Here is a 26,801-nt window from a genome sequence, read left to right as displayed (position 1 = left end):
ACAACAGCCCGTATGGAATTTGAAATTTGGTGGTTACTCGGTATCCCGGTCTTTTTTGGATTAGGCTGGATCGCCGCGCGGGTCGATATCAATCAGCTGATATCCGAATCACGCAGCTTGCCCCGCGGTTATTTCAAGGGTTTGAATTTCCTGCTTAACGAGCAGCCGGACAAGGCCATCGACGCCTTCATCGAAATCGTCAAGCTCGATCCGGAAACCGCGGAACTGCATTTCGCCCTGGGCAACCTGTTCCGCCGCCGCGGCGAAACCGAACGCGCGATCCGGGTCCACCAGAATTTGCTGGCGCGTCCCGACCTGGCGCAAGAACATCGCCTGCATGCCCAATACGAACTCGGCCAGGATTACCTGAAAGCCGGTTTGCTGGACCGTGCCGAAGAGAGCTTCAACCTGCTTGCAGGCAGCCAGTATGGCGCGCAAGCGGGGCGCGCCCTGCTGGAGATCTACCAGCGCGAAAAAGAATGGTTGCGGGCGATCGAAGCGGCGCAGACCTTGCAGCAATCGGGCGCCGGCGGCCGGCAAAAGGAAATCGCGCAGTTTTATTGCGAACTGGCGCAGGATGAGCTGGTGGACGGCCGTCCCGAAGCCGCCATGTCCTTGCTGGAAAAAGCCCTGAGCAACGACCGCAACAGCGTGCGCGCCACCATGCTGCTGGGCGATGTGTATCTGGCGCAGGGCGACGTCGAGGCGGCCCTGCATGTCTGGCGCCGGGTCGAGCAGCAAAGCGTGCCGCATGTGGCGCTGGTGGCGCAGCGCCTGATGGATGGCTATCGCGCCGTCGGCCGGCCGCATGAAGGCGTCAGCCTGCTGCGCTCCTACCTGGCTGAAGCATCTTCCATCGATTTGCTGGAAGTGGTGTTCAAGGCGGTGCTGGAGCTGGACGGCGTGGAAGCCACCAACCAGCTGGTGAGCGATGAATTGCGGCGTACGCCGACCTTGCTCGGGCTGGACAAGCTGCTGGAAGCGCGGCTGATGAAAATAACCCCGGAAATGCATACCGAGCTGTCGGTAGTCAAGAACCTGGTGCATGGCTATACGCAGAAGCTGGCGCGCTACCAGTGCAGCCACTGCGGGTTCAAGGCGCGCCAGTTCTATTGGCAATGTCCGGGTTGCAGCCGCTGGGAAACCTACCCGCCGCGCCGCACCGAAGAACTGAACGTAATGAATTAAAACCCGCTGGCCCGCTACACCACGGCGGGCAGCGAAGCGCATTCACGGAACAACATGAAAATTACTATTATCGGTACCGGTTATGTCGGTTTGGTCACAGGTGCTTGTCTGGCCGAACTGGGCAACGATGTCTTCTGCCTCGACCTGGATCAAAACAAGATCGCGCTGCTCAACAGCGGCGGCATCCCGATCCACGAACCGGGCCTGGCGGAAATCGTCAGCCGCAACCGCGCTGCCGGACGCTTGCATTTCTCTACCGATATCGCCGCCAGCGTGGCCCATGGCCAGGTGCAGTTCATTGCGGTAGGCACGCCGCCGGACGAAGACGGTTCCGCCGACCTGCAGTATGTTCTGGCGGCCGCGCGCAACATCGGCAAATACATGACCGGATTCAAGGTCATCGTCGACAAATCGACCGTGCCGGTCGGCACTGCCGACAAGGTAAGCGCCGCGATCCAGGAAGAATTGGGCGCACGCAAGCTGGCCGGCGCGGCATTGCAGTTTTCCGTCGTCTCCAATCCGGAGTTCCTGAAAGAGGGCGCCGCGGTGGAAGATTTCATGCGGCCCGACCGCATCGTCATCGGCTGCGACGACAGCGCTTCAGGCCAGCAGGCGCAGGCATTGATGAAGCAGCTGTACCTGCCGTTCAACCGCAACCATGAACGTACTTTCTGGATGGATGTGCGTTCCGCGGAATTCACCAAATACGCAGCGAATGCGATGCTGGCGACCCGCATCTCGTTCATGAACGAACTGGCCAACCTGGCCGACAAGGTCGGCGCCGACATCGAAGCCGTGCGCCATGGCATCGGTTCCGATCCGCGCATCGGCTACAGTTTCCTGTATGCCGGCTGCGGCTACGGCGGCTCCTGTTTTCCCAAGGATGTGCAGGCGCTGGAGCGCACCGCGCGTGCCTACGGGCAGGAACTGCATATCCTGCGCGCGGTGGAACAGGTCAATAACAACCAGAAACATGTGCTGGGACAAAAGATCGGCGAGCGTTTCGGCGCCGATTTGAGCGGCAAGCATTTCGCGCTGTGGGGCCTGGCGTTCAAGCCGAATACCGACGACATGCGCGAAGCTTCATCGCGGGTGCTGCTGGGCGAGCTGATCGCGCGCGGCGCCACGGTGGCGGTGCATGATCCGGTGGCGATGGCGGAAGCCAAGCGGGTCCTGGCGCTGGATCTTGCCGCCACTCCCGGCGCCTTTGAGCGCATCCGGTTTTGCGACAACCAGACCGATGCCCTGCAAGATGCCGACGCCCTGGTGATCGTGACGGAGTGGAAAACCTTCCGCAGTCCTGACTTCGACCAGGTGAAGACGCTGCTCAAGACGCCTATCGTCTTCGACGGCCGTAACCTGTATGAACCCGAGGTAATGGGCGAGTTGGGTTTTGAATATTACGGCATTGGCCGTTCGGTGCTGGCGCGCGGATAAGAACATGAGTACATCAGCCTACAAATTGCCTGCTTCCTTTAAAAACGTGCAGATCCTGGTGGTCGGCGATGTCATGCTGGACCGTTACTGGTTCGGCGAAGTCAGCCGCATTTCACCCGAGGCGCCGGTGCCTATCGTGCGTGTTGAAAAGCGCGAAGAGCGCCTCGGTGGCGCCGCCAACGTGGCGCGCAATATCGCCACGCTGGGCGGCAGTTCCGGCTTGCTGGGCGTGGTAGGGCAGGACGAGGCCGGCGACACCGTCGACGGCATGCTGCAGGAAATGGGCGTCAGCAGTTTCCTGACCCGGGATCCAACCATCTCGACCATCATCAAGCTGCGCGTGATCGGCCGCCAGCAGCAACTGCTGCGCATCGATTTTGAAGAAGCGCCGACCGACGCCGTGCTGCGCGACAAGCTGACCCGCTTCAATACCTTGCTGCCGCAATACCAGGTGGTGGTGCTGTCCGATTACGCCAAGGGCAGCCTGGTCAACGTCGCGGAAATGATCGCTGCCGCCAGGCAGGCCGGGCAATGCATCCTGGTCGATCCCAAGGGCGACGATTTTTCGCGCTATGCCGGGGCCACCGTGCTGACGCCTAACAAATCGGAAATGAAGCACATCGTCGGCAGCTGGAAGACCGAGGAAGAGTTGACGCTCAAGGCGCAAAAGCTGCGCGAATCGCTGCAGCTCGAAGCCTTGCTGCTGACCCGCTCGGAAGAAGGCATGAGCTTGTACACGGCCCAGGAAATCCGTCATTTCCCGGCCATGGCGCGCGAGGTGTTCGATGTCTCCGGCGCCGGCGACACCGTGATCGCTACGCTGGCGGTGATGCTGGGCGCAGGATTGCCGATTGCCGACGCTGTCGCCCTGGCGAACCGGGCTGGCGGCATCGTGGTCGGCAAGCTCGGCACGGCCACTGTCAGCCGTGAAGAGTTACTCGGTTAAGCGAAGTCTTGTTTGTGGTGTAAACGTCAATTTTTCATGAGCCGCTGATTATAATTAATTGGACGTTTTCGCGTCTGATTGATCTTTTCAGTCATCCACACACTCATGGGAGAAAGACGAAATGCTGAAAAAAATACTGCTGGTATTGTGCATGCTGGCGGCCACCGCCAGTTTTGCCCAGGTTGACGTCAACAAGGGCGACCTGGCTGCCCTGGATGGCATCAAGGGTATCGGTTCCTCCACCGCGCAACGCATACTCGATGAGCGCAGCAAAGGCGGCAACTTCAAGGACTGGGCGGATTTCGAGAGCCGCGTATCGGGTATTGGCGAGAAAAAGTCGCTCAAGCTGTCGCAAGCCGGTTTGCTGGTGAACGGCAAGCCGAAGGCAGGAGAGGCTGCAGCGGCCCCTAAAACCGCCGCTAAACCGGCCTCCAAGGGCAAGTAAGGGCAAGTAAGGGCAGTAAGGGTTGCAGGGTGGGCGCCTCTGGCGCCCACCCTGCGCTGGTTTGTCAGGCTTTCATACGCATAACAAAGTCTCATATTAAAATGGACTCTTTGCACAAGACGCCTGATCACACTATGCCTTATCTGACTATCGAAGACACCATCGGCAATACCCCCCTGGTACAACTCAAGCGTATCCCCGGCAGCGACGCCGAGCAACGTAATAACATCATCCTGGGGAAGATGGAAGGCAACAATCCTGCCGGTTCGGTGAAAGACCGGCCGGCATTGTCGATGATCAAGCACGCCGAAGCGCGCGGCCAGATCAAGCCGGGCGATACCCTGATCGAGGCAACCAGCGGCAACACCGGCATTGCGCTGGCGATGGTGGCAGCCATGCGCGGCTACAAGATGGTGCTGCTGATGCCGGAAAACCTGAGCGAGGAACGGCGCCAGAGCATGGCGGCATACGGCGCCAAGATCATCCTGACGCCAAAGACCGGCGGCATGGAATATGCGCGCGACCTGGCGGAAAAAATGCAGAAAGACGGCGAGGGGCTGATCCTCGACCAGTTCGCCAATCCGGACAATCCGCTCGCGCACTACGAAACCACCGGCCCGGAAATCTGGCGCGACACCGAAGGACGCATCACCCATTTCGTCAGCGCGATGGGCACCACCGGCACTATCATGGGGGTTTCCACCTACCTGAAAGAACAGAATCCGGCGATCCGCATCATCGGCGCCCAGCCTGAAGAGGGTTCGCAGATTCCTGGCATCAGGAAGTGGCCGGAAGCCTATCTGCCCAAGATATTCGATCATTCCAGGGTAGACCAGACGGAGTCGGTCAGTCAGGCAGCGTCCGAGCACATGGCGCGCAGGCTGGCGAGTGAAGAGGGGATTTTCTGCGGGATATCCGCGGCTGGGGCTTGCGAGGTGGCGTTGCGAATTTCACAGCAAGTAGAAAATGCGACGATCGTATTCGTCGTCTGCGATCGCGGCGACCGCTATCTGTCTACTGGCGTGTTCCCTGCCTGATGCTCCCTGCCTGAAGCGACGTGCTTCAGGCAGGGACGAGGTCAACATGCTGATTACTTCAGCTTTTCAGCCTCGATCTTGCTCTTTGGCTTGAACTGCTTGTCGCTGATGCGGAATTTCTCGCGGCGATCGCCCATCAAGGCGCGCAGTTCACGGATCGTCAGGTCGCTGACTTCGTGCATGCGGATCAGCAGCGATGCGCCGACCGGCAAGCGGCGATGGCGGATCTTGCTGATGACCGGCGGCGCCACTTCGAGTGAACGCGACAGTGCGGCATCATTCTTCAAGTGCAACTTGTCGATTAAAGAATCGAGCAGGTGGTTTGGATCATAAGTCACCTGTTCATCGAGCTTGTTGCTGGTTGGTGCATCTGGCGTAGTGTTAGTCATAATCAATTGATTCCGTTATCCTAGTTGATATATGGGAAGTGTTTGTGCAATATGTAGCGAACTATTACCAAGTGCACCTCCCAGTTTTATTGGCGAAACTACAACTCGCCGTATTTTATACTGATTTTGAGCACATATTTATCATAAAGAAACTCCCGATCTTTTCTTCATGGAACAGCTGATACCGCTAAGAACATTGCACAGCATGTTGTACATTACATTGGTAACAAACAACCTACCTTTGTTTAGTGACCAAATATACAAATAAGTTGCACAAGCTCAATTTAAAATTTTCTTATTACGATGTCTATTACTATTTAGTAACTTTCCGTAAAAATTGCAAGGAACACCATTTTTACAACATGTTATTATTGCCTAAATAATAATTAAGACTGTTTTTGCTCCCCTCCCTCCCTAAGTAGTTTCCGCCAGCCATCTAATCCCAGTTGTTCCAGGGTCCGCATGTTTTTATCGAATATGTCGGCAGCATCCGGGAATGCATCCACCGCGCGCTCGACGCTGATTTCGCGTAACAGGTGCAAAGTCGGGTATGGTGCACGATTGGTATAGTTGCTGATGTCGTCTATGTCGCTGCCGGCGAACTGATATTCCGGATGAAAACTGGCAACCTGGATCTCGCCCTCCAGCCCGAGATCGTCGACCGCAGCATCGGCGACATCAAGGAAATCGTTGTAGTCCAGGAAGTCACGCAATGCATCGGGATGTATCAGCAAAGTGGTGTCGACCGCCTCCGGATCCGCACGCTGCAGGAATTCCAGCTCGGCCATCAGGTCTGCCAGCAATTCTTCGGGTGACTGCGCCGTGCTGACGACATAACGGATCTGGTCCTTGATAAACACCGCCTTGGCAAACGGACAGAGGTTAAGTCCGATCACGGCGCGCTCCAGCCATAATTTTGTGTGAGCGATTACTTCGCCGGAGAATGGCGTTGTATGGGTCGAAGGAGCAGTTGATGAAACAGTTTTCATGAGATGGATGGCATTTATCTGCAAACAATTAAAAGGCATATAGGGGCGAATCCGCTTGCATCAAGCATGGCTGCCGCAACTCCCGGTGCGCATATATGTACTCGGGGCAGCGCAAATCGGGTTATTCTTCCGATCCCGTGATTGCGACACACCGGGTTTGATTCAACTATATATAACAATAGGCGTTATGGCCCTTAAAGCAACTATTTTCAAAGCCGATCTGCAAATTGCGGATATGGATCGTCATTATTACCAGGAGCACGCGCTGACGCTGGCCCGCCACCCCTCGGAAACCGACGAGCGCATGATGGTGCGCCTGCTGGCGTTCGCCCGCCATGCATCGGCTGCGCTGGTATTTGGCAAAGGCTTGTCGGATGCCGAGGAACCCGATCTGTGGGCCAAGGACCTGACCGGCGCCATCGATCTCTGGATCGAAGTCGGCCAGCCTGACGAAAAACGCATTCTCAAAGCCTGTGGCCGCGCCGCGCAAGTGGTGGTGTACAGCTACAGCAGCACCAGCCACATCTGGTGGAACCAGATCAGCAGCAAAGTGGCGCGTGCGCGCAACCTGACCGTCATCAATATTGCCGCCGCCAGCAGCGAAGCCCTGACCAGCTTCGCCCAGCGCAACATGCAATTGCAATGCACTATCCAGGATGCGCAGATCTGGCTGAGCGCAAATGGCCAGACTGTCGAAGTCGAGTTCAGCGTCAGTAATTCCTGATCGGTTGTTGCGTCGGCTGTTGTGTCGGCTGTTGCGTCGATTATTGCGCGCGCGCCACCCGTACCGCACGTCCCAGGTCGACCACCGACATCGCATAGAAGAAGCTGCGGTTGTATTGCGTGATGGCGAAGAAATTATCGGTGCCGAGCCAGTATTCGGCCGGATTCTGGCCGTTCTGCAAGTCAATCAGGCCGTACCGTATGTCGTTCGGCGGCACCACGCCAGGCACCACGCCGGCCGCAATCAATTCATCCAGCGGATATTTTGCTTCCAGGCCTTGTCCGATAAATGCCTGCCAGCGGTTTTCGGCGCTGGTGTCGGTCGACAAGGTGGCCGGGAACACGATCGGCATGCCGGTTTTCCAGCCGTGTTCGGCCAGGTAATGGGCCACGCTGCCGATCGCATCGACCGGTGAATTGCGCAGGTCGATCTTGCCGTTGCCGTCAAAATCCACACCGTACTGACGTATGCTGCTCGGCATGAATTGCGCCCAGCCGATGGCGCCGGCATAGGATCCCAGCAGGGTAAACGGATCTATGCCGGACTCTCTGGCAAACAACAAAGTATTTTCCAGCTCGCCGCGGAAGAACGCCATGCGCGCTTCGCGCGTCGGCGTATTCGGATAATCGAATGCCAGCGTGGTGATGGCGTCCATCACGCGGAAGTTGCCGACATTCCGCCCATACACGGTTTCGACGCCGATGATGCCGACGATGATTTCCGCCGGCACGCCGTATTGCGCTTCAGCCCGATTCAAGGCATCGGCATACGTGTTCCAGAAATCGACGCCGGCCTGTATCCGCACCGGTTCCACAAAACGGGCGCGGTAGGCTGCCCAGTTCTTGGGTTTGCCGGCCGGGGCAGGTTTCATCAGCTGGATCGCGCTGTCGATATAACGCACCTGGTTCAGCGTGGCGGCCAGTTGGTCGCGGTCGAAGCCATTTTTTTCAGCCATCTGGTCGATGAAGGCCGAGACCTCTTTCCAGTCGGCGAAGTTGGCGAGCTCGCCGTCGTCGGCAGTGCTGCTGGCCTTGCGGATTTTTGCCGCAGCGGTTTTGCCGGGACTGTTTTGCTGGGCCAGCAGATTGGGGCTGGCGGCGATCGCCAGGGCAAGAGCGCAAAGCTGGGCGGTGGTAAGGAGACCTGGAGTTGATTTCATCGACATTGGGCAAGCAGTAATTTTAATTGCGCCATCAAGGGCGCCGGCGGTTTGTTGTGCGGGCCATAGTCGGCGCCATATTGCAGGGCCTGGTACAAAGCCATGAAGCGCTCGACCGCCATTTTGACGGAAGGCGGCAGCGGTGAGCCGTCGTCGCATAAGCGGCGGCCGTAAGTGGCCGGCCCTTCATGCTTGTTGCGCGCCATGCCGCGCCGCGCCATCTGCGCGCACAGCGAAGAGTATACCGTATCGAGCGGCTTGCTCTTGTTTCGCGCCAGCAGCAAGGGCAGGGTGACGCTGCCGGCTGCCACCGCGCCTATCGCCAGCAGCACGATGCCGAGGCTGCGCCAGTCCAGTTCATCCAGCCCGAGCCAGCGCATCAGGCCGATTTGCCGCGCCGGCGTGTAATTCAAGACCCATTGGTTCCAGCCGTTGCTGAGCGCTTCCCAATTGGCGCGCAGCAGCGCCATCGAATCGTTCAAGCCCGACCACCAGTTGGCTTTACCGGCCGGTCCTCCCAGCAGGCTGCCGAAGAAGGAGCGCGGCAGCAGATTGCTGAGCTGGGTTTCGATCCTGTCCGGCGCTACCGCCGCCGTAGGATCGACCCGGACCCAGCCGCGCGGCGGCAGCCAGACCTCAGCCCAGGCATGGGCATCGGACTGGCGCACCGTCATCATGTCGTCGACCGGATTGATTTCCCCGCCCTGGTAACCGGTCACCACGCGCGCCGGAATGCCTGCCGCACGCATCAGCACCACGAACGAACTGGCATAGTGTTCGCAAAAACCGGCGCGGCTGGAAAACAGGAAATCGTCGACGCTATCCCTGCCCAGCAGCGGCGGTTCCAGCGTGTAGCTGAATTTTTCATGGCGGAAGAAGCTCAGCACTGCATTTACCAAAGCCGCGTTGTCCGGCCATTTTTCCCGCAAACTGGCGGCAAATTCCAGCGTGCGCGGATTGAAGTTGGCCGGCAATGCCAGCGCCTGCTGCATGCCGCTGCTGGTGATCTGCTCTGGCGGCGCGGGTTTCAGGTTCGATACGACGTCGTAGCGGACGCGTTCAGTAATCGGCCGTACAGCGCGGAGCTGGTGGTCCGCCGTCAGCCGCACCGGAATCCCTTCCAGCGTAGGCGCCAGTTGCGGCGTCTCCAGCGCAAACAGCCAGCGTTGGCCATTGGCTTCCATCGTGATTTGCTGGCGTACGGCAGTCGCCGGGTCCGGCCCGGCCACCGGCTGGATACGAGACCCCGTGTCGATTGCACCGCGACCGGCCTGTCCCTGAGTCCAGGTACGGCCGTCGAAATCGTTCAGCACCACGGCGCGCCAGTATCGCTTGGCCGGAGCGGGTGGCGCGTCGGAGAATTTGACGCGGAATGCAATGTCGTCGGATAACGCCAGCTGCCCGATATTCCCGGGCGACATGTTGTCCGATAAGCCCGAACGCCCGCCGTGGGCATCGCCGGGCAAGCCCCACAGCGGCCCTGGATGCGCGGAAACAGCAGGAACAGGATCAGCGTCAGCGGCAGCGCCATGGCCAGCACCGTGGCGCCCAGGCGCAGCCGCTGTTTGAGCGGCGGCACCATGCCGGTATATTGGAAAGACTGCTGCGCCGTCAGCAGCAGCACCAGGGTCGCCATCATCCACAACAGCGACAGCATGCTTTGGGAATAGAAGAAAGTGGTGAGCAGCAAAAAGAAGCTCAGCAGCAGCACCACGAACAAATCGCGCCGCGCGCGCATTTCCAGCAGCTTGAAAGTCAGCAGCAGCGCCAGCATGGCGACCCCGGCATCGCGTCCGAACAAGGTGCGGTAATCCATATAGATTCCCGCCATGGTCAATGCGGCCAGCGGCAGCAGCAGCCATAGCGGCGGCAGGCGCTGGCCGCGCAAGGTGATCCAGGCGCGCCACAGCAGCAGCCCGCCGCAGATCAGCGAGTTCCACCAGGACAGGTGCAGGAAATGCGGCAGCAGCACGGTGGCGCAGGCAGCAAGCAGCAACAAGGTGTCGCTCTTGTCGCGCGGCAGGGATTGCACGTATGTGCGTATGCCTGTGTTCGAAATGCGGAACAAGGATTTGCCCTCAAGCTCGGCTTTGAGTTGCTGCATCGATCTGGTGTTCATGGCGCAACCTGGTAAAGCGCCAGCGCCCGCAGGCAGGCGCGCTGGTGGGCCGGCCCCAGCGCTGCCGCATAGACGCTGTCGCCGAGGCGGAAGGCATAAGGCAGCTGGCGCGCTTCCGCTTCCAGTATCCAGCGCGTCATGCGCGACAGTTTGTCCTCCAGCGCCATGTCATAGGGCAGGGCTGCAAAATCGATCGCCAGGTCGCTGACCGCGCCGCCTTCGAACTGCTTGGTGATCAGCCTGGCGTCGAGATCGGTGTCGAGCCGGGCGATCTGGCGCCAGGCCAGGTGCTTGAGCGAATCGCCACTCTGGTAGGTGCGCACGCCGGCAAAATCCTGGTGGCCGGCGGCGCCGTTGCCGTCGCTTCTCTCGATCGGCGCCAACGGCAGCGGCGGCGTCGATGCCGAGGCTTCCGGCTGCGGGTAGACCAGCGCCCGGCTATCCGGCTGCCAGTAGCTCCATGCGCGCAGCAAGCCCAGCGGAAAGCGGGTGCGCAAGCGTATCCTGGGAGCGGCCTGCCAGCCGCGGCGGGTGGTGGTCAGCGCCAGCGTCAGGTGGCTGGTGCTGTGGGCGGGGACATCCATCGCGCGCTCTATGGCGGGCAGGCCGCGCCCGATGAAACCGAGCAGGATCGCGTAACGGGTGTGCTTGCGGCGGTTGGTCAGGTGCAGCTCGAACAGCGCGTCCTCGCCGGCAAATACCGCAGCCGCCTTGCCTGGCGTCAGGTACAGATAGGCCAGGTTGCGGAAAGTCAGGTGCATGTCGATGACGGCGCAGGCCGCCAGCAGGAAAGTCAGGCCAAAACCGAGGCTCAGGTTGTAATTGACCGAGCATAAAAACAGCAGCACCAGCATGACGGCAAACGCCAGACCGGGACGGCTCGGCACGATGAATACGCGGCGCTGGGTCAGCAGCACTTCTCCGGCTTCGGCCTTGCCGTCCTGCAGCTGGAACAAGGAGCGGTCGAGCCAGTCCCGGAATCGCTTGCGGATAGAGGTCAGCATAAAGGCCTTGGCCGCCGTCGCCTTAAACCGCGACCGACTTCATCAGCTGCAATACCAGGTCGCGCGCGCCCAGGGTGCTGCCGGCATGGGCCTTGAGCGGGCGCAGGCGATGCGCCGTCACCGGCACCAGCACTGCCTGCACGTCTTCCGGGATGACGTGATTGCGGCCTTCCATGGCGGCCCAGGCGCGCGCCGCCTGCAGCAATGCGATGGCGGCACGCGGGCTCAGGCCCTCGGCGAACAAGCCATTCTGGCGCGAAGCGTGGGCCAGCGCCTGTATGTAGTCGACCAGGGAAGACGAGGTATGGATCTGCTTCAATGCCTGCCGGGCTTCGATCAGTTCCGCCGCGTGCATCACCGGCGCAATCGATTTCAGCAAGACGCGGCGGTCCTCTCCCATCAGCAGCGCGCGCTCGGCGGCAGCATCGGGATAACCCAGCGACAGGCACATCAGGAAACGGTCCAGCTGCGATTCCGGCAAGGCGAAAGTGCCGACCTGGTGCGCCGGATTCTGGGTGGCGATGACAAAAAACGGCTCCGGCAGGTCGCGCGTCACGCCTTCCGCGGTGACCTGGCGTTCCTCCATCGCTTCCAGCAGCGCCGACTGGGTCTTGGGCGTGGCGCGGTTGATCTCATCGGCCAGCAGCACCTGTGTGAATACCGGCCCCGGATGGAATACAAAGCTGCTCTTCTCGCGGTCGAACACCGAAATCCCCACCACGTCCGCCGGCAGCAGGTCGCTGGTGAACTGCAGCCGGTTGAAGCGCAGCCCCAGGGAAATCGCCAGCGCATGCGCCAGGGTGGTCTTGCCGACCCCGGGCACGTCCTCTATCAAGAGATGGCCGCCGGCCAGCAAACATACCAATGCCTGGCGGACCTGGTGATCCTTGCCGACGACGATCTGACCGACTTGCTGAGCGACTGCGTGGATTTTTGCGAACATGGGTTTGTCTGGTGGGGGCAGCGTAATGGAGGAGGGAATCGGAGAGAGAATCATACAAACTTCCCTGCGATTCACCTAGTTCCTTTGTGGAAATGTGATGGTTTTTTTTAATGCGATCCGGGGCTTGGGGTCTGTTGACCTTCAATTTGGGAGTTTGGTAGGGTGGGGCACAGTGTGCCTACGCGTGAATCCACTTTGCGCGGATCGCCACTTTGGTGTCGGGGCAGCCTGTACTTCGGATATCACGGTAACGCGTGGGCACGTTGTGCCCACCCTACGCGGTTCTTGGGTACACTGATGAGGTTCGTCCCCTTTTTCAGCAAGACTGCGAGATCAAGTGACTACTGCTTTCTATACGCACCCCGATTGCAAGCTGCACGACATGGGCCCCGGACATCCGGAATCGCCGGCCAGGTTGCAGGCGATCGAAGACCAGCTGATTGCCAGCCGCATCGACCAGTTGCTGGATTACCGCAGTCCTCCCTTGGCGCGGGAAGGCGATCTTGCACTCGCGCACAGTGCCGGAATGATTGCCATGGTGCGCGAGCACAGCCTGGCCTTGGCCGGCAAGGCAGGCCTCTATCCGCTGGATCCCGATACCTCAGTCAATGGACATAGCTGGCAAGCAGCGCTGCGTGCTGCCGGCGCGGCCCTGGCTGCAACCGACGCCGTCATGGCGGGCGAGGTCAGCAACGCGTTCTGTGCGGTGCGGCCGCCAGGGCACCACGCTACCTCGCACAATTCCATGGGTTTTTGCCTGTTCAATAACATTGCGCTTGCCGCTCTCCACGCGCTGGAAGCGCATGGACTGGAGCGGGTGGCGATTATCGATTTCGACGTCCATCACGGCAACGGCACCGAAGAGATCTTTGCGCGCGATCCGCGCGTGCTGATGGCCAGTTTTTTCCAGCACCCGTTTTATCCCCATTGCGGCACCGAGCCGGAAGGCGACAATGCAGTCAACATCCCGGTGCCGGCCTATAGCGACGGCAGCGTAGTGCGCAAGTTGGCGACCGAGCAATGGCTGCCGGCGCTGAATGCGCACCGGCCGCAGATGATCTTTGTTTCAGCCGGCTTCGACGCCCACCGGGAGGACGATATGGCGCAGATGGGCCTGGTCGAGGCCGACTATACCTGGCTGACCCGGCAAATCATGGAAGTCGCCGCCGAGCATGCCGAGGGCCGCATCGTCAGCTGCCTGGAGGGCGGCTACAACCTGTCGGCGCTGGGCCGCAGCGCCGTGGCGCATTTGAAAGTGCTGGCCGAACTCGAGTAATCGTGTTGCCGCAAAGCCATGGAAAAGCGCCGAAAGCACCGGGCCACGCGCGGTTTAGCGCCCTGCGCCAGGTAATGTGCGGCCTCGGGATTGAGGTGGAACCGGAATAAGTCCGTACAATAGCGGTTTATTTTAGCCAGACAAGACAACGCATGTCCATACAATGGTTCCCCGGCCACATGAACGCCGCCCGCAAGAAGGCGGCGGAAGCCATGGAGAAGGTCGATCTCGTGATCGAAGTACTCGACGGCCGTTTGCCGCAAGCCAGCTGCAATCCCATGATCGAGCAGCTGCGCGTGTTTCGCCAGCGTCCCTGCCTGAAAATCCTGAACAAGAGCGACCTGGCCGATCCGGCCGTGACGCAGGCCTGGATTGCCTATTACAACAGCCAGAAAAACGTGCACGCGGTAGCGCTGAGCTGCAAGAAGCCTTCCGATGTAGCCAAGATCCCGGGTTTGTGCCTGACCCTGGCGCCGCACCGCGGCACGCCGCTGAAGCCCTTGCGCATGATGATCATGGGCATTCCCAACGTCGGCAAATCGACATTGATGAACGCCTTGCTCAAGCGCCGTGTGGCGGCGGTAGGCGATGAGCCGGCCGTGACCAAGGTGCAGCAGCGGCTGTACCTGGGCAACAATATGGTGCTGATCGATACGCCCGGCATGCTGTGGCCGAAGATCGCCCATCCGAGCGACGGCCTGATGCTTGCCGCCAGCCACGCCATAGGCACCAACGCCCTGATTGAAGAAGAGGTCGCCACATTCCTGGCCGATGAACTGCTGATTCGCTACGCGCCCTTGCTGGCTGCGCGTTACGGCATCAAAACGGAAGGCATCGACGGCGTCAGCGTGATCGAAGGCGTGGCGGTGCGGCGCGGTTTCCGCCTGAAGGGCGGCGATCTTGACCTGGAGAAGGCGGCGCATACCTTGCTGCAGGATTATCGTACCGGCGCGCTAGGCCGCATCAGCCTGGAAACGCCGCAAACGCGCGCCGCCTTGCTGGCGCGCCACCAGGAAGAAATCGCACGGCGCCAGGCTGAAGCCGAGGCCGACGCGGAAAACGATCGACAGGACGACAGCAGATAGTCTGCTTCAACTCTGCAATGAACCCGCAATGACCATGTCGTTGCGGGTTTTTTATTGCCTTGGCCGGCTGCGTGGTCAAGGCGTAATCATGCGCCAGCTAATAGCCGACTTTACATTTCCATTGACGAAGCGGCATCTTGCAGTGACGCAATAAAAAATCTTTAATTAGTCCTGCGCCTAACGCAGTCTCGCCATTTCATCTGCGCCATATGGTGGATCAAGCTTCAACGCTTCTCCTTGTCTCCGGGCATAAAATTGCAATTACGGCTAGATAAAATAGCATTTCCTGCAGATGGAAAACTGCTGCGCTGGAGCGCGCTTTCAATCTCCAACCGGATAATTCCCCATACTGCAATTTCTTGGTATCAGGAAACATTATTTATCATTTCCAAATGGAAACATTGCGTTACTTTGTTTCTATATAGCATGTTTTTATTCCGCGGCAACAAATTATTTTCATTTATTCCTTTTGTGTTTTTGGAAATTTATGACTATGAACATTTCAGATTCGTATATCTAATAAAATCCAGTATTTATAAGCACTTAGAGAATGTTTTAGGAAAAAATAGTGGGAAAAACCAAAGAAAATCGAGATTTTTCCGGAAAAATCCATCGTCATATACAAATTTATTCGTTGTTTATTGGCGACTTTAGGGAACTTATTTTGATGACATAAATGTTAATTGAAATTAACATTTGGCACCTGCAATAAATTATGAATTTGGACATTTATTGATGTTCATTTTGCAGCAATGGATGAAGTGTTGATCGTCTTGACATAAATCGGTACTACGCAAATTCCAATGCCTCCATTTTTCTGCCAGGAGTCTCGGCAGGGCTGGCCGGATGCAAGTTTGGGTTGACTGTTTTTGATGCGATCAAACGGCGGGCAAGAAGAACTTAGAACATCAAAGAATGTTACATAAAGTCCAATATTGTTAATTTTAAATAAGGGAAGTTGCGGGGCTGGATTCCGCCTGCCCGGCAAAATGCCTGAGCTCCAGATTTTTCAATCGAGGTCGAGGCAAGTGCCCAAGTCACTTGAACCTCCTGTCTTTGATGCGATGAAGCCGAGTTCTTTTTGGTCATAGAACGTCAGATTTTCAAGGTGAAAAGATGAGTAAATTGCATCAAATGATATCGATTACAACCATGTCCGATAACGCCGGGATCCTGGGCAGCATGTTCCGCTGGTCACTGAGGCAGGCGAAGCTGCTCGCGTTATTTGCTGCAGGCATGCTGTTGTCGGGGGCCGCAATGGCGCAATCCGCCGACGCCGCGATTGATGCAGCCAAGCAATGGCTGGCTTTGGCCGATGCCGGCCAGGCCGGGCAGATGTGGGAACAAAGCGCCGCCTTGATGAAAGAACAGTCCGACCGCACCGCCTGGGTCGCTTACATCGGCACCATGCACAACCAGTATGGCGCGGCACCCGACAAGCGCGTCTGGCAGGCGATGGAGCACCAGATCGATCACCCCAGCCTGCCTCGCGGCGAATTTTCCAGCGTCACCTTTGTATCCGGTTATGCCAAGGCGCGTGCCTGGGAAAAGGTTGCTCTGGTCTGGCAGAACCAGCGCTGGGTGCCGGTCGGCTACCAGTACGGCCCGGCAGAGACCGCAGCGAAATGACGCCGCGCCGGCATTTCCACAGCTCTTCTCAATTATTTCCCAATTTTTCCCATGTGATCTCGCTTGCGCGATCGGTCCGATCCCATGTCGCAAGCCTCACCACATCTTGAATCGAGTCTTTCATGAATAAAGTTTACCGTACCGTCTACAGCGAAGCGCTCGGCGCCTGGGTTGCCGTCTCCGAAAATACTGCGGCGCGCGGCAAGCGCAGCAAGTCAACGGTGGCGGCAGCAGCGGCTATCGTCATGGCCGCGGCCGCGGCGGGTTATGCGCCAACGGCGCAGGCAAGCTATGTCGGCAGCAGCTCGACTGTCGGTACGGCCAGCACTACCGGCATTGCGATTGGCGCCGGCACCTCAGCCGGGACGGGGCGGGCGACTGCCAACGGCACCAACGCAACCGCGATAGGTTTCAACGCCAATGCCTCCAATACCTCCGACGTGGCCTTGGGCAGCGGCGCGACCACGAGTGGCGGCGGCGGCTACAATATTGCGATAGGCAACAACGCCTCCGCTACTGCAGTAGACGGCAGTTCGACCGCGATCGGCTCTGGCGCCAAGGCCAGCGGAAAAGGTTCTTTCTCTCTGGGAAATGACGCTGTAACCACCGGAGCGTCATCGGTCGCGATCGGCGGCGGCAACGGCGGTACCGTGGCGGGCGCAACCGCCAATGGCGACCAGTCGATTGCAATCGGACAGGCATCCAGCACCTCCGCTGCAGCTACCAACTCCATGGTCTTCGGCAATGGTGCGACTACAACGGTCGTCAATGGCATCGCCATTGGCACGGGCGCGACTGCAAATAACGCCAACAGCGTGGCGCTGGGTAATAATTCGGCTACCACGGTAGGTGCGCAAACAGGTTACACAGCCTACGGCCTGAGCGCGGCGCAGACTTCTGCGGGGGAAGTCAATGTCGGCAATCGCACTATCACAGGTGTTGCCGCTGGTGTCGGGCAAAACGACGCGGTGAACGTTTCTCAGCTGTCGACGGTTACCGTTTCCCTGTCGACCGGCTTGAGCACGACCAAAAGCAGTGTGACTTCGTTGTCCACATCGGCATCGACCGGCTTGAGCACCGTAAGCAGCAATGTGGCATCGTTGTCGACGTCGACATCTACCGGCATCGCCTCGTTGTCGACTTCTACCTCGACTGGTTTGAGCACAACTAACAGCAACGTGACTTCGCTATCGACCTCGGCCTCGACAGGCCTGAGCACTGTCAACAACAATGTTTCATCGCTATCGACGTCGACCTCCACAGGTCTGAGCACCGCCAGCAGCAGCGTGGCATCGCTGTCGACATCGGCTTCGACCGGGATTGCTTCACTGTCCACCTCGACGTCAACAGGATTGAGTACGACTAACAGCGGCGTGACTTCGCTATCGACCTCCACCTCGACCGGCTTGAGCACCACAAACAGTAATGTCTCATCGTTGTCGACATCGACATCGACAGGCCTGAGCACCGCCAACAGCAATGTTTCATCGCTATCGACGTCGACCTCCACAGGTCTGAGCACGGCCAGCAGCAGCGTGACTTCGCTGTCGACATCGGCTTCGACCGGGATTGCTTCACTGTCCACCTCGACATCAACAGGGTTGAGTACGACTAACAGCGGCATGACTTCGCTATCGACCTCTACCTCGACCGGCTTGAGCACCACTAACAGTAATGTCTCATCGCTATCGACTTCGGCGTCTACTGGCATTAATTCGTTGTCAACCTCGGCCTCAACCGGCCTGAGCACCACCAACAGCAATGTCTCGTCGTTGTCGACTTCAACCTCCACAGGTCTGAGTACAACCAAAAGCAGTGTGACATCGTTGTCGACTTCCACATCGACTGGTCTGAGCACGACCAACAGCAATGTGGCGTCGTTGTCGACATCAACGTCTACCGGCATCTCTTCGCTGTCTACCTCGACGTCGACCGGCATCAGCACGGCGCAGAGTGGCGTGACATCCTTGTCCACAGGCTTGAGCACAACGGTCGCTTCGCTGTCGACCGGCATCACGACCGCCGGGCTTACTGTTACCGGCGCAACGACCACCCATGGCATAGACAATAGTGGCCAGAAGATTACTAACCTGGCGGCAGGTACGGCCATCACTGACGCCGTGAATGTCAGCCAGCTGAATTCGCTGTCGACGTCCACCTCGACCGGCCTGAGCACCACAAACAGTAATGTCTCGTCGCTCTCCACATCGACTTCCACTGGTCTGAGTACAACCAACAGCAATGTGGCGTCGCTGTCGACCTCGACATCTACCGGCATCGCTTCGCTGTCGACTTCTGCATCAACTGGCGTCGCTTCGTTGTCCACTGGCTTGAGCACCACGAACAACAACGTAATTTCGCTGTCGACTTCAACCTCGACCGGCCTGAGCACCACGAACAGCAATGTCTCATCGTTGTCGACCTCGACGTCCACGGGCATCGCATCGCTGTCGACGTCAACTTCGACCGGCTTGAGCACCACGAACAGCAATGTCTCATCGTTGTCGACTTCGACATCGACTGGCGTCGCTTCGTTGTCTGCTGGCCTGAGTACAACCAACAGCAATGTCTCGTCGCTGTCGACTTCGACATCAACGGGCGTCGCTTCGTTGTCCGCTGGCCTGAGTACCACGAACAGTAATGTCTCATCGTTGTCGACCTCGACATCAACAGGCGTCGCTTCGTTGTCCACTGGCCTGAGTACAACCAACAGCAACGTGTCGTCGCTGTCGACCTCGACATCAACCGGAGTCACTTCGCTGTCCACTGGCCTGAGCACCACGAACAGCAATGTCTCATCGTTGTCGACATCAACCTCGACTGGCCTGAGCACTACGAACAGTAACGTCTCTTCGCTGTCGACTTCGACATCGACAGGCGTCGCTTCGCTGTCCACTGGCCTGAGTACAACCAACAGCAATGTGTCGTCGCTGTCGACCTCGACATCAACCGGTATCGCTTCGCTGTCAACATCTACCTCGACCGGCCTGAGCACGACTAACAGTAACGTCTCTTCGCTGTCGACTTCGACATCAACTGGCGTTGCTTCGTTGTCCACCGGCTTGAGCACCACAAACAGTAATGTCTCGTCGTTGTCGACTTCGACATCAACGGGCGTTGCTTCGTTGTCCACTGGCTTGAGCACCACGAACAGTAATGTCTCATCGTTGTCGACCTCGACTTCGACCGGCGTCGCTTCGTTGTCTACTGGCTTGAGTACAACCAACAGCAATGTCTCGTCGTTGTCGACCTCGACATCAACCGGTATCGCTTCGCTGTCGACATCAACCTCGACCGGCCTGAGCACGACTAACAGTAACGTCTCTTCGCTGTCGACTTCGACATCGACTGGCGTCGCTTCGTTGTCCACTGGCCTGAGCACCACGAACAGTAATGTCTCATCGTTGTCGACCTCGACATCTACCGGTATAGCTTCGCTGTCGACATCAACCTCGACCGGCCTGAGCACCACGAACAGCAATGTCTCGTCGTTGTCGACCTCGACATCAACCGGTATCGCTTCGCTGTCGACTTCAACCTCGACCGGCCTGAGCACCACGAACAGCAATGTCTCCTCGTTGTCGACTTCGACATCAACTGGCGTCGCCTCGTTGTCCACTGGGCTGAGTACAACCAACAGCAACGTAAGGTCTCTGTCGACCTCGACATCTACCGGTATCGCTTCGCTGTCGACGTCAACTTCGACCGGCCTGAGCACGACTAACAGTAACGTCTCTTCGCTGTCGACATCGACATCGACTGGCGTTGCTTCGTTGTCCACTGGCCTGAGCACCACGAACAGTAATGTCTCATCGTTGTCGACCTCGACATCTACCGGTATCGCTTCGCTGTCGACATCAACCTCGACCGGCCTGAGCACCACGAACAGCAATGTCTCGTCGCTATCGACCTCGACGTCCACTGGCATCGTATCGCTGTCGACCGGTCTGAGTACAACCAACAGCAACGTAACGTCTCTGTCGACCTCGACATCCACCGGTATCGCCTCGCTGTCGACATCTACCTCGACTGGCCTGAGCACGAATAACAGCAATGTCTCGTCGCTGTCGACTTCGACATCGACGGGCGTTGCTTCGTTGTCCACTGGCCTGAGTACAACCAACAGCAATGTGTCGTCGCTGTCGACCTCGACATCGACCGGTATCATCTCGCTGTCGACATCTACCTCGACTGGTCTGAGCACGACTAACAGTAATGTCTCTTCGCTGTCGACTTCGACATCAACGGGCGTCGCTTCGTTGTCTACTGGACTGAGCACAACCAACAGCAATGTATCGTCGCTGTCGACTTCAACCTCGACTGGCCTGAGTACCACGAACAGTAATGTGTCGTCGCTGTCGACATCTACCTCGACCGGTCTGAGCACGACTAATAGTAACGTCTCTTCGTTGTCGACTTCGACATCGACTGGCGTTGCTTCGTTGTCCACTGGCCTGAGTACAACCAACAGCAATGTCTCGTCGTTGTCGACCTCGACATCTACCGGTATAGCTTCGCTGTCGACATCAACCTCGACCGGCCTGAGCGCCACGAACAGTAATGTCTCATCGTTATCGACTTCGACATCGACTGGCGTTGCTTCGTTGTCTACTGGTCTGAGTACCACTAACAGCAACGTAACTTCGCTGTCGACCTCAACCTCGACCGGCCTAAGCACCACGAATAGTAATGTCTCGTCATTATCGACTTCGACGTCCACGGGCATCGCCTCGCTGTCGACGTCAACTTCGACCGGCTTGAGTACCACGAACAGTAACGTCTCTTCGCTGTCGACTTCGACATCAACTGGCGTTGCTTCGTTGTCTACTGGCCTGAGTACAACCAACAGCAATGTGTCGTCGCTGTCGACCTCGACGTCCACGGGCATCGCATCGCTGTCGACATCTACCTCGACTGGCCTGAGCACCACGAACAGCAATGTCTCCTCGTTGTCGACTTCGGCATCAACGGGCGTTGCTTCGTTGTCCACTGGCCTGAGTACAACCAACAGCAATGTCTCGTCGCTATCGACCTCGACGTCCACGGGCATCGCATCGCTGTCGACATCAACTTCGACCGGCTTGAGCACCACCAACAGTAACGTCTCTTCGCTGTCGACTTCGACATCAACTGGCGTCGCTTCGCTGTCCACTGGCCTGAGTACAACCAACAGCAACGTAACGTCTCTGTCGACCTCGACATCCACCGGTATCGCCTCGCTGTCGACATCTACCTCGACTGGCTTGAGCACGACTAACAGTAACGTCTCTTCGTTGTCGACTTCGACATCGACTGGCGTCGCTTCGTTGTCCACTGGCTTGAGTACAACCAACAGCAATGTCTCGTCGTTGTCGACCTCGACATCTACCGGTATAGCTTCGCTGTCGACATCAACCTCGACCGGCCTGAGTACCACGAACAGTAATGTCTCATCGTTATCGACTTCGACATCGACTGGCGTCGCTTCGTTGTCTACTGGCCTGAGTACAACCAACAGCAACGTAACGTCTCTGTCGACCTCGACATCTACCGGTATCGCCTCGCTGTCGACATCTACCTCGACCGGTCTGAGCACGACTAACAGTAACGTCTCTTCGTTGTCGACTTCGACATCGACTGGCGCCGCTTCGTTGTCTACTGGCCTGAGCACCACGAACAGTAATGTCTCGTCGCTGTCGACCTCGACATCAACCGGCGTTGCTTCATTGTCTACCGGTTTGAGCACAACCAACAGCAACGTGTCATCGTTGTCGACTTCGACATCAACCGGCGTCGCTTCGTTGTCCACCGGCCTGAGCACAACCAACAGCAACGTGTCGTCGTTGTCGACGTCGACGTCGACTGGTGTCGCTTCGCTGTCCACCGGTTTGAGTACAACCAACAGTAATGTGTCGTCGTTGTCGACCTCGACGTCGACGGGTGTGTCTTCATTGTCCACCGGCTTGAGCACAACTAATAGCAACGTGTCCTCGCTGTCGACGTCGACTTCGACCGGTGTTGCTTCGCTGTCTACCGGCCTAAGCACAACCAACAGCAATGTCTCGTCGCTGTCGACCTCGACGTCGACGGGTGTTGCTTCGCTGTCCACCGGCCTGAGCACAACTAATAGCAACGTAACATCGCTGTCGACATCGACATCGACTGGCATTGCATCGTTATCGACTTCAACATCAACGGGCGTCGCGTCGCTGTCCACAGGTCTGAGTACGACCAACAGTAATGTGTCGTCGTTGTCGACGTCGACTTCGACCGGTGTTGCTTCGCTGTCTACCGGCCTGAGTACAACCAACAGCAATGTTTCGTCGTTGTCGACCTCGACGTCGACGGGCGTTGCTTCGCTGTCCACCGGCCTGAGTACAACCAACAGTAATGTCTCGTCGCTGTCGACCTCGACGTCGACGGGTGTTGCTTCACTGTCCACTGGTTTGAGTACAACGAATAGCAATGTGTCCTCGCTGTCGACCTCTACATCAACCGGCGTCGCTTCGTTGTCGACCGGTTTGAGTACAACCAACAGTAATGTGTCGTCGTTGTCGACCTCGACGTCGACGGGTGTGTCTTCACTGTCCACCGGCTTGAGCACAACTAATAGCAACGTGTCCTCGCTGTCGACGTCGACTTCGACCGGTGTTGCTTCGCTGTCTACCGGCCTAAGCACGACCAACAGCAATGTCTCGTCGCTGTCGACCTCGACGTCGACGGGCGTTGCTTCGCTGTCCACCGGTCTGAGTACAACCAACAGTAATGTGTCGTCACTGTCGACTTCGACGTCGACGGGTGTGTCTTCACTGTCCACCGGCTTGAGCACAACTAATAGCAACGTGACATCGCTGTCGACGTCGACATCGACGGGAGTCGCTTCGCTGTCCACCGGCCTGAGCACAACCAACAGTAATGTCTCGTCATTGTCGACCTCGACATCAACGGGCGTCGCTTCGTTGTCGACCGGTTTGAGTACAACCAACAGTAATGTCTCGTCACTGTCGACCTCAACATCAACTGGTGTGGCTTCACTGTCCACCGGCCTGAGTACAACCAACAGCAACGTAACGTCTCTGTCGACCTCGACATCCACCGGTATCGCCTCGCTGTCGACATCTACCTCGACTGGCTTGAGCACCACGAACAGTAATGTCTCGTCGCTGTCGACTTCGACATCAACGGGTGTTGCTTCGTTGTCCACTGGCCTGAGTACAACCAACAGCAATGTCTCGTCGCTGTCGACCTCGGCATCAACCGGTATCGCCTCGCTGTCGACATCTACCTCGACCGGCCTGAGCACGACTAACAGTAACGTCTCTTCGTTGTCGACTTCGACATCGACTGGCGTCGCTTCGTTGTCCACTGGCCTGAGTACAACCAACAGCAACGTAACGTCTCTGTCGACCTCGACATCTACCGGTATCGCCTCGCTGTCGACATCTACCTCGACCGGCTTGAGTACCACGAACAGCAATGTCTCGTCGTTGTCGACTTCGACATCAACCGGCGTTGCTTCATTGTCTACCGGTTTGAGCACAACCAACAGCAACGTGTCGTCGCTGTCGACCTCGACGTCCACAGGCATCGCCTCGCTGTCGACTTCCACTTCGACCGGCTTGAGCACCACGAACAGCAATGTCTCATCGTTGTCGACTTCGACATCGACTGGCGTTGCTTCGTTGTCCACTGGCCTGAGTACAACCAACAGCAATGTCTCGTCGCTATCGACCTCGACTTCGACCGGCGTCGCTTCGTTGTCTACTGGCTTGAGTACAACCAACAGCAACGTAACGTCTCTGTCGACCTCGACATCCACCGGTATCGCCTCGCTGTCGACATCTACCTCGACTGGCTTGAGCACGACTAACAGTAACGTCTCTTCGTTGTCGACTTCGACATCGACTGGCGTCGCTTCGTTGTCCACTGGCTTGAGTACAACCAACAGCAATGTGTCGTCGCTGTCGACCTCGACATCAACCGGTATCGCCTCGCTGTCGACATCTACCTCGACCGGCTTGAGTACCACGAACAGCAATGTCTCTTCGTTGTCGACTTCGACATCAACCGGCGTCGCTTCGTTGTCCACCGGCCTGAGCACAACCAACAGCAACGTGTCGTCGTTGTCGACGTCGACGTCGACTGGTGTCGCTTCGCTGTCCACCGGTTTGAGTACAACCAACAGCAATGTCTCGTCGTTGTCGACCTCTACATCAACGGGCGTCGCTTCGCTGTCCACCGGCCTGAGCACAACCAACAGCAATGTCTCGTCACTGTCGACCTCAACATCAACTGGTGTGGCTTCACTGTCCAGCGGCCTGAGTACAACCAACAGCAATGTCTCATCGTTGTCGACGTCGACTTCGACCGGTGTTGCTTCGCTGTCTACCGGCCTAAGCACAACCAACAGCAATGTCTCGTCGCTGTCGACCTCGACGTCGACGGGCGTTGCTTCGCTGTCCACCGGCCTGAGCACAACTAATAGCAACGTAACATCGCTGTCGACATCGACATCGACTGGCATTGCATCGTTATCGACTTCAACATCAACGGGCGTCGCGTCGCTGTCCACAGGTCTGAGTACGACCAACAGTAATGTGTCGTCGCTGTCGACCTCGACGTCGACGGGCGTTGCTTCATTGTCGACAGGTCTGAGCACAACCAACAGTAATGTCTCGTCACTGTCGACCTCGACATCCACCGGTATCGCCTCGCTGTCGACGTCAACTTCGACCGGCTTGAGCACCACGAACAGCAATGTCTCCTCGTTGTCGACTTCGACATCGACTGGCGTCGCTTCGTTGTCTACTGGCCTGAGTACAACCAACAGCAATGTCTCGTCGCTATCGACCTCGACTTCGACCGGCGTCGCTTCACTGTCCACCGGCCTGAGCGCCACCACAAGCAACATCGGATCTCTGTCGACCGGATTGAGCACTACCATCAGCAATGTGGGCTCTTTGTCCACGGGCTTGAGCAGCACCAATAGCAACGTCACGTCGTTGTCGACCAGCCTGCAAAACTCGGGTGTCGCCAACTACTTCAAGGCGGACGGCAAGCTGGATGGTTCGGATAACGCCCAGGTGAGCGCCGGTTCGAATTCGGTGGCGATCGGCGCCAATTCGATCAATCAATCAGTCCTTGGCACGGATCGCATCAATGTGGTGTCAGTCGGTTCGGCGGGCAAGGAACGGCAGATCATCAACGTGGCAGCCGGTACGCAAAATACCGATGCCGTCAATCTCAGCCAGCTGAACTCGCTGTCGACGTCGACTTCGGCCGGCCTCGGCTCGCTGTCCACCGGCCTGAGCACAACGAATAGCAACGTCAACTCGCTGTCGACCTCGACTTCTGCCGGCCTGTCGACCAACACCAGCAGCATCAATTCATTGTCCACAGGGCTGTCGAGCAGCACCTCGAACGTCAATTCGCTGTCGACCGGCCTGTCCAACACGAACAGCAATGTAAGTTCGCTGTCGACCTCGACTTCGAGCGGGATTTCTTCCCTGTCTACTGGCATATCCTCCTTGTCGACCGGCTTGAGCACGGTGACGTCGCTCTCCACCGGCCTGAACAACATCGCCAATGGCGCAACTTCCCTGTCGACGTCGCTCAAGCCGTTGGTGGACGGCGCCAACGCTGCCAGCGCCAACGGCTCGACGATTGGGGCGACGACTATCGGCGGCGCCAACAGCAACGGTTCGGTGCAGACCCGCGGCACCAGCGGTACGGCAGTCAACAATGTCAACGCCGCCACCTGCGGCAGCGTCAGTGGCGTGGATGCCACCGGCACCGGCCTGTGCGCGCAAGCTACCAAGGATGGCGCGACAGCGATCGGTTCAAATGCGCAGGCAACCGACACCAATACCACGGCGGTCGGCTTCCGTGCCCTGGCTTCGCAGGCCGGCTCGGTGGCGATCGGCTACAACGCCCGGGCGACCGGCGATCCGACGGTGGCAATCGGCAACAACGCATTGGCTTCCGGTAACAATTCGGTAGCGATGGGCGCCGAATCGCAGGCTACGGCGAACAACTCCGTAGCGCTAGGCGCGTACTCGGTGGCGGACCAGGCCAATACGGTATCGGTCGGTTCCGCCGGCAACGAGCGCCGCATCACCAATGTGGCTCCAGGGGTCAATCCGACCGATGCGGTGAATGTGTCGCAGCTCCATAGCGTGCAAAACCAGATTGGCACCGTGCAGCGGATCGCTTATTCAGGCGTCGCCATGAGCATGGCGATGGCGGGTGCCGTGACCACGGCGCTGGAGCGCGGCGAAGGGCGGATGGGGGTAGGTATCGGCTCTTACCAGGGTTATGGCGCGCTTGCTTTGCAATTCAGGGCAAAAACCAGCAGCGGCAACAATACCTGGGGCGTCGGCGTGAGCACCACCGGCAGTGTCTGGGGTGTATCGGCCGGAGTCGACTTCAAGCTCTGGTGACCTGCCTCGATGG

General features: G+C 58.1%; 18 protein-coding genes and 3 pseudogenes. 12 read left to right on the top strand and 9 right to left on the bottom strand.

What is annotated here, in order from left to right:
* The first annotated feature begins 12 nt into the window (after positions 1-12).
* The 5 genes from lapB to cysM all read left to right on the top strand — a co-directional run bounded on the left by lapB (position 13) and on the right by cysM (position 5,053).
* Complete coding sequence (gene lapB / locus CFter6_RS21060) at positions 13-1,188, top strand: lipopolysaccharide assembly protein LapB (protein WP_014007721.1); 1,176 nt, start codon at positions 13-15, stop codon at positions 1,186-1,188.
* Positions 1,189-1,242: 54 nt separating this feature from the next.
* Complete coding sequence (locus CFter6_RS21055) at positions 1,243-2,625, top strand: UDP-glucose dehydrogenase family protein (protein ID WP_061541577.1); 1,383 nt, start codon at positions 1,243-1,245, stop codon at positions 2,623-2,625.
* A gap of 4 nt (positions 2,626-2,629) precedes the next feature.
* Entirely contained in the window at positions 2,630-3,571 is a 942-nt protein-coding gene (gene rfaE1, locus CFter6_RS21050) for a D-glycero-beta-D-manno-heptose-7-phosphate kinase (protein ID WP_061541576.1), read from the top strand.
* 121 nt (positions 3,572-3,692) lie between these two features.
* A complete protein-coding gene (locus CFter6_RS21045) occupies positions 3,693-4,016 on the top strand; it encodes a ComEA family DNA-binding protein (protein ID WP_061541575.1) in 324 nt (107 codons plus the stop codon).
* Between the two features lie 134 nt (positions 4,017-4,150).
* A complete protein-coding gene (cysM, locus tag CFter6_RS21040; RefSeq protein ID WP_041742480.1) occupies positions 4,151-5,053 on the top strand; it encodes a cysteine synthase CysM in 903 nt (300 codons plus the stop codon).
* 53 nt (positions 5,054-5,106) lie between these two features.
* On the opposite strand, the gene CFter6_RS21035 is transcribed toward cysM, so the two are convergent.
* Together CFter6_RS21035 and CFter6_RS21030 are read right to left on the bottom strand one after the other, a co-directional pair.
* A complete protein-coding gene (locus CFter6_RS21035) occupies positions 5,107-5,442 on the bottom strand; it encodes a hypothetical protein (RefSeq protein WP_038492934.1) in 336 nt (111 codons plus the stop codon).
* A 386-nt stretch (positions 5,443-5,828) separates the two neighbouring features.
* Positions 5,829-6,431, bottom strand: coding sequence for a DUF1415 domain-containing protein (locus CFter6_RS21030; RefSeq protein WP_061541574.1), 603 nt, complete (start codon positions 6,429-6,431; stop codon positions 5,829-5,831).
* A gap of 187 nt (positions 6,432-6,618) precedes the next feature.
* Here CFter6_RS21030 and CFter6_RS21025 point away from each other — a divergent pair, with 187 nt between their 5' ends.
* A complete protein-coding gene (locus CFter6_RS21025) occupies positions 6,619-7,155 on the top strand; it encodes a YaeQ family protein (RefSeq protein WP_061541573.1) in 537 nt (178 codons plus the stop codon).
* A 40-nt stretch (positions 7,156-7,195) separates the two neighbouring features.
* On the opposite strand, the gene mltB is transcribed toward CFter6_RS21025, so the two are convergent.
* The 5 genes and pseudogenes from mltB to CFter6_RS21005 all read right to left on the bottom strand — a co-directional run bounded on the left by mltB (position 7,196) and on the right by CFter6_RS21005 (position 12,380).
* On the bottom strand, positions 7,196-8,320 hold the full coding sequence (mltB, locus tag CFter6_RS21020; RefSeq protein WP_061541572.1) for a lytic murein transglycosylase B: 1,125 nt from the start codon (positions 8,318-8,320) through the stop codon (positions 7,196-7,198).
* Complete coding sequence (locus CFter6_RS26575) at positions 8,311-9,306, bottom strand: transglutaminase-like domain-containing protein (RefSeq protein ID WP_236904697.1); 996 nt, start codon at positions 9,304-9,306, stop codon at positions 8,311-8,313. Before CFter6_RS26575 ends, mltB begins: the two co-directional genes overlap by 10 nt.
* Positions 9,307-9,396: 90 nt before the next feature.
* Positions 9,397-10,418: pseudogene (locus CFter6_RS26570) on the bottom strand (TgpA N-terminal domain-containing protein); the annotation flags it as partial.
* Between the two features lie 11 nt (positions 10,419-10,429).
* Positions 10,430-11,437: a DUF58 domain-containing protein gene (locus CFter6_RS21010; RefSeq protein WP_061541571.1), complete on the bottom strand. Its 1,008-nt coding sequence runs from the start codon at positions 11,435-11,437 to the stop codon at positions 10,430-10,432.
* Between the two features lie 22 nt (positions 11,438-11,459).
* Positions 11,460-12,380, bottom strand: coding sequence for an AAA family ATPase (locus CFter6_RS21005; RefSeq protein WP_061541570.1), 921 nt, complete (start codon positions 12,378-12,380; stop codon positions 11,460-11,462).
* Between the two features lie 337 nt (positions 12,381-12,717).
* Between CFter6_RS21005 and CFter6_RS21000 the strand changes: the two genes are divergently transcribed.
* The 4 genes and pseudogenes from CFter6_RS21000 to CFter6_RS27005 all read left to right on the top strand — a co-directional run.
* Entirely contained in the window at positions 12,718-13,656 is a 939-nt protein-coding gene (locus CFter6_RS21000) for a histone deacetylase family protein (protein ID WP_061541569.1), read from the top strand.
* 152 nt (positions 13,657-13,808) lie between these two features.
* Positions 13,809-14,741, top strand: a complete 933-nt coding sequence (ylqF, locus tag CFter6_RS20995; protein ID WP_082814927.1) for a ribosome biogenesis GTPase YlqF — start codon at positions 13,809-13,811, stop codon at positions 14,739-14,741.
* A gap of 1,116 nt (positions 14,742-15,857) precedes the next feature.
* Positions 15,858-16,370: a DUF4019 domain-containing protein gene (locus tag CFter6_RS20990; RefSeq protein WP_082814926.1), complete on the top strand. Its 513-nt coding sequence runs from the start codon at positions 15,858-15,860 to the stop codon at positions 16,368-16,370.
* 122 nt (positions 16,371-16,492) lie between these two features.
* Positions 16,493-16,576 (top strand): annotated as a pseudogene (locus tag CFter6_RS27005) (ESPR domain-containing protein); the annotation flags it as partial.
* Positions 16,577-16,659: 83 nt separating this feature from the next.
* Here the strand turns inward: CFter6_RS27005 and CFter6_RS27000 are convergent.
* Both CFter6_RS27000 and CFter6_RS26995 read right to left on the bottom strand, forming a co-directional pair.
* Positions 16,660-16,836 (bottom strand): hypothetical protein, encoded by a 177-nt coding sequence (locus CFter6_RS27000; RefSeq protein WP_236904437.1) that lies wholly within the window; start codon positions 16,834-16,836, stop codon positions 16,660-16,662.
* 15 nt (positions 16,837-16,851) lie between these two features.
* Complete coding sequence (locus CFter6_RS26995) at positions 16,852-17,139, bottom strand: hypothetical protein (RefSeq protein WP_236904436.1); 288 nt, start codon at positions 17,137-17,139, stop codon at positions 16,852-16,854.
* A gap of 175 nt (positions 17,140-17,314) precedes the next feature.
* Between CFter6_RS26995 and CFter6_RS25795 the strand changes: the two are divergent.
* Together CFter6_RS25795 and CFter6_RS27075 are read left to right on the top strand one after the other, a co-directional pair.
* Positions 17,315-25,678 (top strand): annotated as a pseudogene (locus CFter6_RS25795) (beta strand repeat-containing protein); the annotation flags it as partial.
* Positions 25,679-26,350: 672 nt separating this feature from the next.
* A complete protein-coding gene (locus CFter6_RS27075) occupies positions 26,351-26,788 on the top strand; it encodes a hypothetical protein (RefSeq protein WP_082815052.1) in 438 nt (145 codons plus the stop codon).
* The last annotated feature ends 13 nt before the right edge of the window (positions 26,789-26,801 follow it).

Source organism: Collimonas fungivorans (assembly GCF_001584145.1).
Classification (GTDB): domain Bacteria; phylum Pseudomonadota; class Gammaproteobacteria; order Burkholderiales; family Burkholderiaceae_D; genus Collimonas; species Collimonas fungivorans.
This window is presented reverse-complemented; position numbering and strand designations above follow the sequence as displayed.